The 14,725-nt window shown below is 54.1% G+C and carries 17 protein-coding genes and 2 pseudogenes; 12 read left to right on the top strand and 7 right to left on the bottom strand.

Annotation, left to right across the window (positions count from 1 at the left end; genetic code table 11):
• Nucleotides 1-5: 5 nt before the first annotated feature.
• The 4 genes from GCU68_RS18060 to GCU68_RS18050 all read left to right on the top strand — a co-directional run bounded on the left by GCU68_RS18060 (nt 6) and on the right by GCU68_RS18050 (nt 1,630).
• On the top strand, nt 6-371 hold the full coding sequence (locus tag GCU68_RS18060) for a DUF7568 family protein (RefSeq protein ID WP_152943976.1): 366 nt from the start codon (nt 6-8) through the stop codon (nt 369-371).
• Between the two features lie 186 nt (nt 372-557).
• The gene (locus GCU68_RS22025; RefSeq protein WP_264373491.1) at nt 558-680 is read left to right on the top strand and encodes a hypothetical protein; all 123 of its coding nucleotides are present in this window, start codon (nt 558-560) and stop codon (nt 678-680) included.
• Nucleotides 681-835: 155 nt separating this feature from the next.
• Nucleotides 836-1,354, top strand: a complete 519-nt coding sequence (locus GCU68_RS18055) for a hypothetical protein (RefSeq protein ID WP_227015048.1) — start codon at nt 836-838, stop codon at nt 1,352-1,354.
• Between the two features lie 48 nt (nt 1,355-1,402).
• Nucleotides 1,403-1,630 (top strand): hypothetical protein, encoded by a 228-nt coding sequence (locus tag GCU68_RS18050; protein ID WP_152943974.1) that lies wholly within the window; start codon nt 1,403-1,405, stop codon nt 1,628-1,630.
• A 94-nt stretch (nt 1,631-1,724) separates the two neighbouring features.
• Here GCU68_RS18050 and GCU68_RS18045 read toward each other — a convergent pair whose 3' ends face one another.
• Complete coding sequence (locus tag GCU68_RS18045; protein ID WP_152943973.1) at nt 1,725-2,693, bottom strand: hypothetical protein; 969 nt, start codon at nt 2,691-2,693, stop codon at nt 1,725-1,727.
• A 179-nt stretch (nt 2,694-2,872) separates the two neighbouring features.
• Between GCU68_RS18045 and GCU68_RS18040 the strand changes: the two genes are divergently transcribed.
• From GCU68_RS18040 to GCU68_RS21545, 4 genes are all read left to right on the top strand, one after another.
• Nucleotides 2,873-3,184 (top strand): HalOD1 output domain-containing protein, encoded by a 312-nt coding sequence (locus GCU68_RS18040; RefSeq protein ID WP_161991524.1) that lies wholly within the window; start codon nt 2,873-2,875, stop codon nt 3,182-3,184.
• Between the two features lie 222 nt (nt 3,185-3,406).
• The gene (locus GCU68_RS18035) at nt 3,407-3,697 is read left to right on the top strand and encodes a PadR family transcriptional regulator (RefSeq protein ID WP_152943972.1); all 291 of its coding nucleotides are present in this window, start codon (nt 3,407-3,409) and stop codon (nt 3,695-3,697) included.
• Between the two features lie 248 nt (nt 3,698-3,945).
• Complete coding sequence (locus GCU68_RS18030) at nt 3,946-4,884, top strand: ArdC-like ssDNA-binding domain-containing protein (RefSeq protein WP_152943971.1); 939 nt, start codon at nt 3,946-3,948, stop codon at nt 4,882-4,884.
• Between the two features lie 75 nt (nt 4,885-4,959).
• Nucleotides 4,960-5,493 (top strand): DUF7342 family protein, encoded by a 534-nt coding sequence (locus tag GCU68_RS21545; protein WP_193565099.1) that lies wholly within the window; start codon nt 4,960-4,962, stop codon nt 5,491-5,493.
• 461 nt (nt 5,494-5,954) lie between these two features.
• Here GCU68_RS21545 and GCU68_RS18020 read toward each other — a convergent pair whose 3' ends face one another.
• Together GCU68_RS18020 and GCU68_RS18015 are read right to left on the bottom strand one after the other, a co-directional pair.
• Nucleotides 5,955-7,199, bottom strand: coding sequence for an RNA-guided endonuclease InsQ/TnpB family protein (locus tag GCU68_RS18020; RefSeq protein ID WP_152943970.1), 1,245 nt, complete (start codon nt 7,197-7,199; stop codon nt 5,955-5,957).
• 271 nt (nt 7,200-7,470) lie between these two features.
• A complete protein-coding gene (locus tag GCU68_RS18015) occupies nt 7,471-7,986 on the bottom strand; it encodes a DUF7437 domain-containing protein (RefSeq protein WP_152943969.1) in 516 nt (171 codons plus the stop codon).
• A gap of 171 nt (nt 7,987-8,157) precedes the next feature.
• On the opposite strand from GCU68_RS18015, the gene GCU68_RS18010 reads away from it, so the two are divergent.
• On the top strand, nt 8,158-9,855 hold the full coding sequence (locus GCU68_RS18010; RefSeq protein WP_152943968.1) for an ATP-binding protein: 1,698 nt from the start codon (nt 8,158-8,160) through the stop codon (nt 9,853-9,855).
• A gap of 138 nt (nt 9,856-9,993) precedes the next feature.
• On the opposite strand, the gene GCU68_RS18005 is transcribed toward GCU68_RS18010, so the two are convergent.
• Nucleotides 9,994-10,266, bottom strand: coding sequence for a hypothetical protein (locus GCU68_RS18005; protein WP_152943967.1), 273 nt, complete (start codon nt 10,264-10,266; stop codon nt 9,994-9,996).
• Between the two features lie 112 nt (nt 10,267-10,378).
• Between GCU68_RS18005 and GCU68_RS22070 the strand changes: the two are divergent.
• A pseudogene (locus tag GCU68_RS22070) lies at nt 10,379-10,516 on the top strand (cell division control protein Cdc6); the annotation flags it as partial.
• A 48-nt stretch (nt 10,517-10,564) separates the two neighbouring features.
• Here GCU68_RS22070 and GCU68_RS17995 read toward each other — a convergent pair.
• Entirely contained in the window at nt 10,565-10,840 is a 276-nt protein-coding gene (locus GCU68_RS17995; protein WP_152943966.1) for a PadR family transcriptional regulator, read from the bottom strand.
• A gap of 189 nt (nt 10,841-11,029) precedes the next feature.
• Between GCU68_RS17995 and GCU68_RS17990 the strand changes: the two genes are divergently transcribed.
• Nucleotides 11,030-11,356 carry a hypothetical protein gene (locus tag GCU68_RS17990; RefSeq protein ID WP_152943965.1) on the top strand — a complete coding sequence of 109 codons (327 nt, stop codon included), beginning with the start codon at nt 11,030-11,032 and terminating at the stop codon, nt 11,354-11,356.
• Nucleotides 11,357-11,400: 44 nt separating this feature from the next.
• Here GCU68_RS17990 and GCU68_RS17985 read toward each other — a convergent pair whose 3' ends face one another.
• Complete coding sequence (locus GCU68_RS17985; RefSeq protein WP_152943964.1) at nt 11,401-11,808, bottom strand: TRAM domain-containing protein; 408 nt, start codon at nt 11,806-11,808, stop codon at nt 11,401-11,403.
• Between the two features lie 351 nt (nt 11,809-12,159).
• A complete protein-coding gene (locus GCU68_RS17980; protein ID WP_152943963.1) occupies nt 12,160-13,026 on the bottom strand; it encodes a hypothetical protein in 867 nt (288 codons plus the stop codon).
• A 338-nt stretch (nt 13,027-13,364) separates the two neighbouring features.
• Here GCU68_RS17980 and GCU68_RS17975 point away from each other — a divergent pair.
• A pseudogene (locus GCU68_RS17975) lies at nt 13,365-14,639 on the top strand (IS4 family transposase).
• Nucleotides 14,640-14,725: the final 86 nt, after the last annotated feature.

Raw genomic sequence — 14,725 nt, 5'->3', positions numbered from 1 at the left:
TGACCATGCCTCGAATCACCAACTGGACACGAGAGAGTCGAACACCCACGCTAGCATATCGAAACACGGAGACTGGAGCGCGAGCCGTTTTGCATCGTGCACCGGACTCCTACGCGTACAAGTGGCGGGCAGTGATCCTCGTCGACGGCTATCCAGTGTGGTCGCAAGGCTTCGAGACGAAGGAGGCGACCAGCGTTCGGGATGCACTCCGGGACAAACCAGCCCCCGAACTCGCTTGTCCGGAGTGTCCAAACGACGACGTCATCGTCGGCCAGAAATCTGCCACTGGTGCGAAGGTCCAGCGATGGTTCGACTGTCCTGACTGTGGCTACGAAGCCCCCTCGAAGATCGTCTACGGCGCAGAACGCTAGCAGCAGATGAGAACACGAGTCATCTACAGAAGTGCAAGGCAGACTGCCTCGGGGCTTGACCTCGAGTGATGCGTGAAATACTATAGGTTCAAGACACGAGGCCCTCGCCCTGTTCAGCCTAGAGAAAACGGTATCTGACTGTGCGAAAGGTATAATTGTCTGAGCAGGGAATTTAGCAGTAAGAAGATGGCCCTGAAGGACATTCCCACTGTAGATGAACTGGCCGAAACAACTGGCCAGTCTAAGGAACAACTTCTGAAGGACCGCGAGGCAGCAGTGAAGATGTCGAGCAACTCTGAAGACGAGTAGCGGTAGATCGAATGGGCAACTGTGGTTCTAGGAATACGGTAGACCAGTTACTTGGCCATACAAAAGGGCCGGCAAACCCGGTTACTGATCGTGATTTAGTGCGAGCACGATCATCAGCCTATATTGTTCACGGAAACTTTCACGAGTTGGCTCAAATGTGTGACAACATTTCAACCACGGGAACGATCGTCATTGAGCAAGGAGCTGACGAAACAGATGTAGAGAATGAGGTCTACCGACGAGTACACAATTATGTTTCTTCGCTGTACTCGTATAACGAACAGATTCGATCGATCCTAAACAAACGCTTGAAGCAGCATATCAGGAAGGGGCATTTCCTCCCAGCACGAGATGACAAGGCTGCACCAGAGTATGCTCGCCGGGGTACGTTTCTCTGGGGACTACGGAATGATTTCCAACACGGCGACTACTGGTGCCTCAAGGTCAAATATGAAGGGACACAAGATGGAAGTGATTACTATCAATTGTATTTCCAGAAACAAGACTTTGAAGCAACGCCAAAAGGCGATCTCGATAGCGCTGGCGACTACTTAGCGCATGCTCCGGATGAGGATCAGCGATATCCACTTCCGTACATCGGTGACTTTCATCGGAACTTATTCAGCGAATTCGAGAATGCGTTCGAAGAGTGGTGTAGCAAAAACCGAGCCTGAGTTTGCAACTCGTTTTTCGTGCCTCGACAGGGGTAGAGGCAACATCCAATGGGTAACACTCCAGAGCACTCCAACGACTCGAGCGATCTCTCACCAGCACAGCGGCTCGAAGCACCGAACCCGCGACTCATCGATGCCAGCATTGCAACGATCAACGATATGGACACGTTGCGGGCCTGCGTCGCCTACGAAAACCAGCACCAACAACGTGTCCCAATTCTCCGCCAACTCGAAGAGAAAGCTAGTGAACTCCGAACACAGAATAAGGATGACTAATTTGGTACTCCTGCTAACAGATTGCAGAACGACCGAGAGATACACCGCCAGTCTCTTGCATCGTATATGATGACGAGAAGGTTATCAACAGTCGTCATTGAACTTCAGTCCCCGCTCGGAAGCTTGTGAGGTCATCAATACGGTCTTCGAGTGCTTCGATCTCCTGTCGCAGTTCCTCAGTTTCTGTCTCCTCACTAGCGGCAAGTCGATCCTTCAAGCCCTGGAGGCGTGACTCCTTGATGTCGTCGTCGACTTCTGCTTTGCGAACGTATTCGCTCTCATCAATCTCGTAGACATCGGACTCGGTGAGCGTCGTCACCTCGAGTGCTTCGTCGACTTTCTGCCGGTCAACGCTCATAACGCGCTCGCGGTCGATCCCTTCCGCCTCGAGCATCGAGAGGACATACTCGTCATCTTTGAGCAAGCGGTTACGGCGACTCGTACGCTGGACGGAGCCGTACTGACCGGCAACAGGACGGTCGTGATGAAGCCGTGAGAGAAGCACATCAGCGACTTCCTGTCGAAAGTCGTTAGCATCACGCTGGACATCCGACAGCAGCGTATAGAGATTCACCAGTGTGGCCGTCTCCAACTCAGGCAGGTCAGTTACGTCGTGGCGCTCGAGTGCATCGATCAGGAGTAGGCTATCCGAGTAGATATCCAGACCATCAGGTTCGGTTCGGTCATCGTCATCAGGTTCGTGTGCTGTGTCGGCCAGTTGGGTCGTCGTCGACCCGTCTGTCTCGGCGATCACACCCGCGTCTTCGTCAATCTCGAACCGAGGATGGACACTCAACACCGCTGGATACGGGTCGGCATCTGGCGGGAGCCGGTCGAGATTGAACCCATCGTGGGCGGTCTGTATCTGATGGTAGAGTGTCTCGAACTGCTCACGTTGGAGCGGACGCTTCTCGGTGGACTCGTCAAATCGGGCGATGACACGGTGTTCCTGAACATCTGTGATATGGATGCGAGAGTGCGACAACGGTGTGATCAGTGTCGCGTCCGCCGGCAACTCATCAAGATGCTCGAGAAGCGTGTGCCAACTGACGCTGAATGGCATACGGGGAAGTTATGCGCCGTTCCGACTAAACCTTGTTCTCGACGGACAGCAGAGAATTCCTCTATCGGTTTAATCCACTAACTTCGACGGTGAATGGGCCGGTAAGTAGATCTGCAGATGTACCGGCAAATCCGTTGTTAGGTAGAAGCTTGAAAAGCCAGCAAGTATTTTATTTGTATATGAAAAGTCACTACGACCCACAAATAATTACAGATGGTGGGACTGAGATTTTTATAAAGAGAGAACCGAACGAACCGGTATCACAGACAATAATACGAGGGATTGCTGAAATAGAAAGAGTTCCTGAGTGCAATCTAAGTCCATTATATAATAGTGTCGAGCCAGAATTACTGAACAGACTGATGAAACATTCACAACGACATCAGTCAGATCTGTCCATTGAATTCACCTACGAGGGATGGACCATTCTGGTTAGGGGTGACAAGGAGATAAAAATCACCGATGGTGCATTCAATTGTAAAAACAGTTAGCGGATGGATAGACAACCCTGCTGGTAACGCTTTTACCTGTACTGAACGCTCATTACGCATTCAGATAGGCGTTACCGCTTGTTTGACACACTCATATCACTCCATGGTTCGGGTTGCTCACGGCCAGTAGTCGCTTGCTGCCAGGGCTCCGCCAATTGTATTTCCTATCAGGAAAGTCTATGTTCAATATAATTAACTCGCCTGCTTCCATAGGCCAGATGTATGTACGACTTGACTGGCTTTCAACGCGACTTGCTCTATGCAATCGCTGGCCACGACGAGCCACACGGACTCGCGATCAAAGATGAACTCGAGAACTACTACAAAAAGGATATTCACGCCGGGCGACTGTATCCAAACCTCGACACACTTGTCGACAAAGGACTTGTCGATAAAGGGACGGTCGATCGGCGAACGAACTACTACTCACTAACGCGTCGTGGTCGACGCGAGACTGAAGCACGACGCGAATGGGAACAACAGTATGTTGGTGAGCTGCTCGCAGACTCGTAGCTCAAATACCGTCAAGCAGATTTTCCAAGCGATCACTCGAGCCCGAAAGCCGTCTCCGTGCTGTCTTACCCGACATTTTCACAGCCAGTAAGTCAGCACCAGTTGCCATGCTCGCTCTGAATTTCGACATCCGCTGCCCAACGAGCTTACAACTGCTCGAGTCTGGCGTATTTTTGAGACCCCCAGAGGGGCGGAGGTCTTCTCGAGTTCGGTTCGATTCGATTTGACTCGAGAAGCAGTGATTGAACATGGCTACGAGCAGCAGCACCCGGGAGACGTTCGACGATTCGGACACCCGGCACGACGAGATGCACAGTACGATCAAAACATGGATTCAGGACCTCGTCAATGAGGTCGATACCGCCGTCTCGAGCGAGCAATTCAAACAGTGGTTGGATGTCCAGAGTCGCTTCCATGATTACTCGCACCGAAACACGCTGTTGATCAAACTTCAGTGTCCGCACGCAACGCGCGTTGCCGGCTACCGAACGTGGCAGAACGAGTTCGATCGGCACGTGAATGAGGGTGAAACAGCAATCTGGATCTGGGCACCCATCATTGCGAAACAGTGTCCTGAATGTGGGAACTCACCGTCGTACCACGAACGCAGCGACTGTGAGTATGACGACACTGAGTCTGCCGAGTGGAACAAGGGACTCGTCGGCTTTCGACCAGCACCAGTCTTCGATATATCGCAGACAGAAGGCGAACCACTTCCGGAACTCGAGACCGAATCGAACGGCAACGTCGGCGAATTGGTCCCAGCACTCCTCGAGGCGGCGTCCGTACTCGAGGTAGCTGTCGAGGTCGTGTCTCCTCGAAAGTGGTCTCACGGCAGCGCCAAGGGCGTCTGTCAGTACCGCCTAGAGCAGCAGCCACTCGTGGAAGTCCGCGATCGTGAAAACGAGGCTGATCTCGCCGTCACACTCGTTCACGAGTACGCGCACGCACTGCTGCACGGTGGTATTGATACTGAAGACGAACGGTCAAAGCGTGAACTCGAGGCCGAGGCCGTTGCCTACATCGTCGGTCGGTATTTCGGGCTGGACACGAGTGGGTCAGCGTTCTACCTCGCCGCGTGGGAGGGGGACGAACCGGAGACGGTCCTCGATCAACTCGAGCGGATTAGTTCGACTTCTCAGGATATCATCGACGTCGCCGACGAGGTGATGGCCGGAACAAACTGAAGAGAACTCGCATATTGAGATCATATATCTGTGCTTTAGGAAAGATATATTAGCAGTGTTCTCGAAGAAGGAATTATGACAAAACGACCAGACCCACCAAACGATGCGTCAAGACAGTGGGATTCGGATCGGACGACGTTCCAGCGTGTCTACGACGTTCTTGTCGGCACTACCGATCCTGTTTCTGCACAACAGTTCGCAGAGTGGGCTCGCTGTTCTGAGACCGGTGCTCGTCAGGCACTCGAGCAACTTGTTGAGATGGGGATTGCAGAACGAACGGGAAACCGCCCCGCTCAGTATCAACGTAATCCGTCGTACTTTCAGTGGAAGCGTGTCGAAACGCTTGCACGCGAGCACAGTGCAGGTGAGCTTCGCTCACGTTTGTCAGAACTCATTGACGCAGACCAGGACCTTCAGGAAACGTATGGGGTCCCAGATCCGGATGCTGTCGTCATCTCTGATGATCCTACCGAAGGTCACGAAGCGCTTCATGACCGATGGGACGACCTCACAAAATGGCGGACGATTCGTCAAGATATTATGATCTTGAAACGTGCCGTTCAACGGGCCGAGTCGTCAAATAATGGTCGAGCCCAATCAAATACGTGACGGGGCGAGACGAAACACCAAGCGGTCCCCTTGATGTTCCGACGCTTGAAGTACTCGCACAGCGTGCAGCAACGCATCCACTTGTTTCAACGTGGGAGTTCCGGCCTGATGCAATATCTCCGCGTGTTCTTGAGCTACAGTTGGACAGAACACAGTATCCCTCGGAAGTGCGTGAGACTCGGATCGACATCCGGTGGTTTGTCGGAGGCGACTACACAGTTCACAATCTCGAGAGTCATGAAGATGAGACCTGGCAATGTCGATGGGATCGACACCCAAAACCAGAGGCACCTCGAGAGCATTTCCATCCGCCACCAGACGCGTCCGCAAATGTAGAGCAGTCCTCACTCAAGAGTGAACATCATTTGGATGTCCTCTTCGCCGTGCTGGAGTGGATCGAAGATCGTGTCCAGACGTTACATGCCTAGGTCAACAACCCCGACCACAAGGGCCGGGGCTTGTCAGTGAACTCTCACTCTGCCGCCGTTAAGCGGAGGCGTGAAATCGCCGTTCGCGTTCACCGTTCCTGATTTGAGGGCTAGTTGACTGGTAGCCCGTCCAGCACCAGACTTGAGCCAGTTCTGGACAAGACGCCACGCCACATTTCGCGCAGCGTTGTAATCCGCATGCAACTCCTTACCGCACTTCAAGCACTCGAACTCATCACCGTCTCGGTTTTCTTCGTGCGTAAATCCACACTCACCGTGACTACATCGTTGCGACGTGTACTGTGGGGTCACGGTATCCACTTCGATGCCGTGTTCTTCGGCCTTGTACTCGACCTGTCGTTGAATCTCGCGGAACGCCCACTGCTGGAACTTGGAACCGTTCGAGAGACGCGTCCAAATGTACTTCAACCGCTCGAACGCGATGTGCGTACAGTCGTTTTCAACGGCCTCTCGGATGATGCCGTTCGACACGGCGTGTAGGCGATGACGACTCCACTCGGCAAACCTGCCCCCGATTGATTGGATGGTGAGGTGCGCTGAGCGCGTGCCCGTCTGTTGCAGGTTTCCACGACGACGCTCGTACTCGTCGCGCTTGTGATTCAACTCATTCGCGTTCCCGAGGAACGCTCCAGTACTGGTGACGGCGAGGTATCCGTCCACGTTGAGGTCAACACCGAGAACCACTCCGTTCTCGGTCTTCTCGTCGCTAGAAATAGGTTCAACTTCTTTCTCGACTGCGACGTGGAGATAGTACTCGCCATCTCGCTTGTGGAGTGTGGCCTCTTTTTTCTTCCACTCCTCGTCGTCCCAGTAGTCCTCAAACAGCGTGCCTTCGTCGTCGTGTGGGAGGACGTACTCGGCTGTCACGCGGTCGCCTGTGGTGGCGAGTGTCACATGGTCGTCGTTGTACGTGATGGTGCGTCCGTTGTACACGATGACCGTGCCTCGGAACTCGGGTTTGCTCGTGTTCTTATCGTCGTTGAGCAAGTCTTTGCAGTTCCCGAGGGCGGTCGCAGCGAGGTTTCTGGCGGATTGGACGAGGCTGGATTGGAGATTGGTTTTCTCGCGGACTTCGGTGTATGTGGCTTTGTGGAGTTTGTTTTTGGCTTTAACGAGATGGTCTGGGCCGTCGTCCCAGCCGTAGTCTGCAACGTGTTGGGCAGCTTGACGGAACTGCTCGAACGTCTGGTCAACATCCGAGTGTCGTGACTCGGGGATGTTGAGTTTGACTTGGATGTTCCTGACCACCTCTGCCATACTTCATAAGATAGTGTGGTATTATTTAATGGTTAGCGTTTAGCAGCGTGGGGGAGTTGGCACTGTGGTAGCACGTGAACAGCTTCACAAGTGTCGGCTTCCTCCCGAGGTCAAGCCTCGGGGTATCCACCTCGACCGCTGATGAACTATCCCGCCCTACTCGCCCCCTCCGGTCGCTCCTTGAGGACGGGGGCTTGGCACCCTCACCGCCACGGATAAATGGATATTAACGAGTCAAGAAAAGCGATTTCTCTGTCGGTGTCCATCCGACTCACTCTTCAACAATTGGGGAAAGTGCATCCAGAATGATAGCTGCCTCTAACGGCGAGAGGTCCTGCTCTCGAGCCATAATTCGATGGGTTACGGATCCATCAACATATTCCCGAGCATACTCGAGAGCGACCGCAAGCCCGTCTAAACCGTGGCGTTCAATGTACGTATCCATATCCCCATCTTTCTCTCGGCGTGCAATCGCCTCAATCAATGCCGGCGTGATCTGCCGTTGGACATCATCCTGAACAAGTTGAAGATCGACTTCACGGGCAGTATATCGTGCGGGCCGTCCCTCGTTCGACTGTTCAATGAATCCTGCAGACTCGAGGTCGTTGATATAGTCGTAGGCAGTCCGCTGTGGGATCTCAAGGGAATCGACAACGTCGTCGGTCGTAGTTTCCGCGTTGTGACGGATATAGGTATAGATCCACGCTTTCCGGGCGTTCCTAAGGAGTTCAAATGCCTCACCTCCAGTATCGAGAGGCGTATTCCAATCTGCTTCTTTTGTGGACATCTTAGTAGCGAATTGCACGCAGATTGCAATAAGCCTTTTCAGGAAAGACTGACAGGACAAAGCAAGATTGCATTGTCTGAATCGAGTCACCAATTCCAGCAGCAACCGCGACTAGACGAAAGCGCCTGAGTTGCTCTGTTCGGTTTTTGTGGTGCCACAGGGGTGGACACCATGACAGAACATCCGACGTTAGCAGAGTTCGCTACGAACGAAACGACTGACTCGAGGCCGGCCAACCAGCTATCGACTGACGAGACCGTGACGATGACCGCTGACGAGCGGGTCGCAACGTACCTCATTGAGGATCAGATGGCGGATCTCACAGACGCAATTCGTGAAGCTGTCCAAAATGGCATCGACAGCCCAGGGTCAACCCGCGTCCTAGTCAGTATCTCACCTGAGCGGTCGATCATCCTCGATGATGGTGCTGGCGTCGACCTCGAGTCAACCGAAGGGCGGCGCAACCTCTCAGTACTCGGCGCAGGAAGCAAGCAGCGCTCTGACGACGAGACAATCGGAGAGTGGGGAATTGGAAAGGGTGCGATCATCGCGAAAGGCGCCGTTCGCATCTGGAGTCACGACACCGCACTGTGCTTTGACTACCGAGATCGACGCGATTCTAGACCATGGGCAGACGTCAGCGGTCGCGATGGCCAGCTCGTGGACGCTGAGCATCATCTCGAGGGAATGCTCGTCAAGATCGATCACTACGAAGATGAGGTTCCGGATCCGGACAGCTACCGCTGGCGGCGCTACGTTCGTGATCTTCGCAAGCGCTTCGCGTACGTGCAGTCCCGAACGGGCGTCTCGGTCGTGATCAACGGCGAGCCAGTCGATAAGGGTGATCCACTCGAAGCAGTGGCCGACTCGCCACACCCGTCGCTCACACGCGAAACTGAGGATGCGATCCTCGCACTCGAGTACACACCCCACGAGGGACTCGATATCTACAGCAACGGTCTGTACGTGACGACGAAACGCGAGTACGGACTCGGTGGTGTGGTCGTCTCGAAAGGGAATCTGACGCTGAACTTTGCGCGTAACGACATCCAATCCGGCTGTGACCGCTGGCAGCGGATCGACAGCGCACTCGAGCAGGCACGTGACGATCTATATGCTGAGGTCTCGGACGATCGGCTGACTGCCGAGAGTCGGGAAGTGATGATCGAAGCGATGGCGTCCGAGTCATCGGACGAGCAGTGGGCAGATCGCAAGCTATTCCAGCTGGCAACGGAGTCCCGCATCAGCCTCGAAGAGATCCAGGCGGCCCCGAAAATTGGGTGGGTCGACGGAGCCCAGAAAGGCGCGGACAAACTCGTCGAACGTGGTTACGTCGTCCTCGATACGAGTGATGCGGCAACCCAGCGGCTTCGCGACCTTGCCACCGACGAGGACACATCGATAACGATGCCAAAGACATTTGATGTTGGCGAGCAAGCAGAGTCAGAAGGTGTCTGGACGGGCTATCATCGCATCGAGGACGAATCGCAGTTGAACGCTGATCAGCGGCGGTATCTTCGCTTCGCTCGAGTGCTCGCAAAGGAGCTTGGGATTGAACGAGATGTGTACTACGGCGAGGCGAGTGCCGATGCCTGGACCGATGGCAGGACGTACATCGTGGTCACCGACTCGGCTGTGACGAGTCGTCAGCGTGCGGTCTGGATGCACGACCTGTATTTGGTGATGCTGCATGAGGCGGCGCATGAGACCTCGAGTCGGGATCGGCCTTCTCATGGGCATCACTTCGAGAGCACGTTTCGGTCGCTCGTTGAGGATCCTGGGAATCGAAGTTCGTTCGCTGAACTCGTCCAGCAGATCGTCGACGAGGGATTCGAGTCTGTGTTCGAAGAGTACGGGGTGGGGCTCTAGCAGAACGTGGCCATCACTTCTGGACAATTCCGGTAATCGGGAGGTAAGATGTCGGACCGAATCGAGGACAGTGCAGTGGCTCAAGATCAATATAGTGAGCTGAGCTGTCGATATACGGGACAGCCCTTTGAAGAGTCGTTAACACTGCTCTTCCGGGGAGGTGACCCGAAGTTCGCCCTCGACTTCGTAGAAGTAGCCTCGCTCGAGGAGCCGTGTAAGCGCGTACTCGACATCCCGTTGCTCGAGTGCTAACTCTGAATCAGAGAGCAGCACGTCGGTGGCATCATCGTACTCGATCACCTGAACAGCGGCTTTTCCATTATCAGGTGGATCTGCATGGGAGCACAGTAAGTCGTAGCACTCGCGAATCCACTCCGGGAGTGGTGGTCGTGGATCTGTGATGCCAGCCATTGCAGTTCTGTATGGTCATTTCGGCAGTGATCCGCTTAACAGTACCCGTCAAATACGGGCTTTACTCATACTTGAGTGGGGTTTTATCAAGAACTATTCAATCTCGGGTACGTCGTACTGGGAATATGAACTCAACCGGGACATCGCGACTGTCGTCGACGCACTACAGACGATTATCAGCGAATTCGGTGCCCATCGGAGTATCATGGAGTACCTTCCTGACTCCGACGAAGAGTTTGGTGCGATATAGCACATGATATCAGATTATCCCTCGTCATGCTCCCACGTCGAACCACGCTTAAAATTCGACGTACTGTTCTTCCCATTCACGCCGTTGTTGGATCTGCTCACGCCCGGCCTCTGTGATTGCGTAATAGTTTGTCCGGCGGTCTAACTGCCCTTTTTCGACTAGTTCCTTGTTGACAAGCGTATCTAGATTTGGATACAGTCGGCCATGATTGATCTCGGTACTGTAGTACTGCTCGACTTCCTCTTTGACGTCTTGGCCGGACGGCTGGTCAGCGCCTGCGATCACATACAAGAGGTCGCGTTGGAAGCCGGTCAAATCGTGCATACACTGTTCACGATCAACAGCGTATTTGTTACCCTGCTTGTATATGCAACTCATAGATGTTATAGTTATCCAAACACATCCTAAACGTAGGTCTCATACCTGTCTCAATTCCTTGTTTCCACAAATTCACTCTATCATATCTTTTTCCAGATAGGAAGGCCTATACTGAGGTGTTCGAATTATCGGGGTATGACGCGCATCAACGGTAAAGCCGCATCCAGTGAGTCAAACACGGAGCAACTTCCGAACTGCATTACTGTCGTCGGACGCGGCGTTCCGTCTAACTTCGAGTTCTCTGTTGCCGGTGACATCGAAATGATGAGCGACAATCCTGTAGGAGAGGCGACTGTCGTTACGAAGAACGCTGTTGAGGGTTCGATCGATGTTGGTGTTCAACGCTTCCAGTTCTCTGGCGAGTTAGCAAATATCCACGTTGCCGATTGGAACGGCGTGGAAAGTGGAGAGTCTCCGAGCACACCAACCATTCACATCGAGTACGGCGTCCCCGAACAGTAGCAACCCAGATCTCTTGACCGGTGTTAGTTCGCCTACGATTGCTGTTACTCCTGTCCGACAACGTCAGCAAAAGCTACGTTCTGCCGGACGTTCTCGATTTCGATCACTACTTGGTCACCTAGTTTGGTATCCGGCACAATGATGACATAGCCCCGTTCAACGCGGGCTATTCCATCACCTTGATCACCGACGTCTTCAATCGTCACAGTTCGCCGCTCACCCTCTTCAACAGGTGGCTCTGGCGCAGACTGTGCCGTGTTCTGTCGATCTGATTCTGTCGAGTGGTTGTTTGTGTCTCTTGTCTCCCTTTGGAGTACTGCAGCTCGACATACTTCGCCTGAAGCGATCTGGTTGGTAGAAACCTCACGAGCAGGTACTTCGATTACGTAGCTGTCGTCCTGTTCTTCGAGTTCTGCATTGTATAGGCAGAGCAGATTGTCTGGAACTTCCATCAGAGCACCTCGTCTCCAGTACAAAACTAGAAGAGCATCTTGATTCTATCGGTGATATGCGTTCCTCCCGTGGTTGATTAGTTCTCCCAAAGAAATACTGGTGGAAACCTACCGATCAGAAAATCCAGACGGCATTCTCGAGATGAGAGGTTTCCGGAGACAGCTGGCGTCTTCAGACACAGCTACAGGGAAGTCATGGGAGTAAGACCGACAACGACCGATCAAATGACGTACTACAGACTAACGGTACACTGCATACAACCGCTCTTGTGCTGGATATTAGGTGGGCGGATAGAGTGATACCCTTCTCAGGGGTTGTGGGTAGTCGGGCGACACCCGCAACCGTCGACGTCAGGTGTCTCCGGAACCGGCCATCTCACCGGGAATGTCGACATCGTCCATCAACAAGACACGTCGTTCTGTGTACTCGAGGCCGTTCTTGCGCTGTGTCTGCTTTTTGACTGCCAGCCTGCTCTTTGAGAGATCGAGCAACGCATCGATCGTTCGCGAGACCAACTTCTTCGCGTAGTCGTCACTGATGCCCTTCTCCTGCCGTCGGATCCAGTGTTTCATATCGCCGGCGGTGACGTACTCTCGAACGCTTGTACTCCCCTTCCGCCAGGGGTTGTCTCCAACTGCCGGATCGGTACGTGCCTTCCAGAGCTTTGCAGCGAGCCGTGACGGAAGCGACGATGTTGTCGCCCGGAGCATATCCTCGTCCATCTTCGCGAGCTGCTGGAGTGGAAGCAGATCCCCATACGAGAGGGAGATGTCGCCACCACGTTCGAGCGGGTCGTCACTCTCGGGTAATCGGAAGTAGTTCTCACCGTCGTCTTTCTGGATGCGCTCGAGGCGGCTATCCACAACGTCGATCTCCCCATTATCGATGTGTTCCTCCAGGAGGTGTGCGCCTTTCTCGAGTTCTCGTGCTTGGAGTTCACCGACGCGATCTTTGTTGGCGTTGAGTTTCTTCTCGTGGGCGTCTAGTCGTGCTTCGATCGGTGTCCGTGATTGCTCTAGGTCCTCGAGCCGTGCTTCGAGAGCCTTGTTTTCGGTGTGGGCTTCCTCAAGTTCGGCCTCGAGGTTACCTATGCGGTTGTCCTTTTGGGAGAGTTCGTTTTCAAGGGTTGTGACGCGTTCGTGAAGGCGCTCGAGTTCGTCGGCAAGTGTTTGGAGTGTCTGTGCGTCAGGGTCGGGACAGTCTGTGTTCGCGCTCATTTGATTCTGGTTTCGGTGGCATCGTCGGGCGATTCGACTCGCGCTGCTGGTCGATGTCGGGAACGCTGGTAGAGCAGTAGACTGACGACTCGAGAGCCATCTCGAGAAAGCGCAGTGGCCGTCTCTCCGAAAGACGTCTTCGTGTTCGAAAGTCCGGTGTCGGCTTACCGGGGGTTGGCAGCTCCGTCTCGAGTGGCGAGGTGTGGTGGTCTACTGCGCTGGATATCCGTCTTTAGCTAAGCGAAGAACCACGTGACAGCGGCGGCTTATCGAGGCATCTTTTCGAGAGAAATGAGGAGGCAACGGCTGTGTCCACCAATGCCTCCTCATCTCGGATTATGCGTCGGCTCACTACACTGTTTCCCTCCGAGTTCCTTGAAGAGCACGCCGAGGAACTCGGCGTGGTCGAACGTGACCGCAAGCTCCAGATCCCCGCCTTCGTCTGGGCATTCGTGTTCGGCTTCGCCGCAGGCGAAAGCCGAACACTCGCTGGCTTCAGACGCAGCTACAACTCGACAGCCGACGAAACGATCTCTCCCGGCGGCTTCTATCACCGGTTGACGCCGTCTCTCGCAGAGTACTTCCGTGACCTCGTCGAGCACGGCCTCGACGAGGTCGCTGTCCCTGACACTGTTGACGCCGATATCGACCGCTTCAGGGACGTGATGATCGCTGATGGAACCGTCCTGCGGTTGCACGAGTTTCTCTCCAAAGAGTACGAAGCCCGGAAAGAGGAGCAGGCTGGAGCGAAGCTCCACCTGCTCCACAATGCCACCGAGCAGACGATAGAACGGCTCGACGTGACTGACGAGAAAACGCACGACAGCACGCTGTTTAACACAGGATCGTGGCTCGAAGATCGACTCGTTCTGTTCGATCGAGCCTACTTCAAGTACCGCCGCTTCGCGTTGATCGACGAGAACGGCGGCTACTTCGTGAGCCGGCTGAAAGAGAGTGCAAACCCGGTGATAACAGAGGAATTACGGGAATGGCGCGGGCGCGCCATTCCCTTGGATGGTGAGCAGATCCACGATGTTGTGGATAACCTGCACCGCGAGTACATCGACGTGGAAGTCGAAGCCGAGTTCGACCGAAGACCGTACGGAGGAACGCAATCACGCGATAGGAAGCAGTTTCGCGTCGTCGGCGTCCGCAAAGAGGACGCCGACGACTACCACCTGTATATCACGAATCTACCGAGAGAAGAATTTCTGCCATCGGATCTAAGGACGATCTATCGCTGTCGGTGGGAGGTGGAGTTGCTGTTTCGGGAGTTGAAGACGCAGTACGAACTGGACGAGTTCGATACGACGAAGGAGCATGTCGTCGAAATTCTGTTGTACGCGGCGTTGCTGTCGCTGCTTGTTAGTCGTGAGTTGCTCGATCTGGTCACCGAACAGGCGGACGATGAGATCGTGTTTCCGCCAGAACGCTGGGCGGCGACCTTTCGGTCGCACGCCTAGCTCATCCTCCACGAACTCAGCGAATATCTCGGCTACTCGCCGCCACCGCTGCTCGACCGACTGATCGACGACGCACAGAAGATCCACCAGCAACGGCCAGTGTTACAAGAGACGCTCGCTACCGCTACGCAACCGAGGTGTGAGTCTTAGCTAAAGACGAATAAACGTCTTATATATTAGTATGTATCTTGATGAAACCCTGAACAGAGAACATCCGATAAGTACAGCGTGCTTAT

It is taken from the genome of Natronorubrum aibiense (assembly GCF_009392895.1).
Taxonomy (GTDB): Archaea; Halobacteriota; Halobacteria; order Halobacteriales; family Natrialbaceae; genus Natronorubrum; species Natronorubrum aibiense.
Note: the sequence above shows the minus strand (reverse complement) of the source record. Positions and strands in the feature narration are given on the sequence as shown.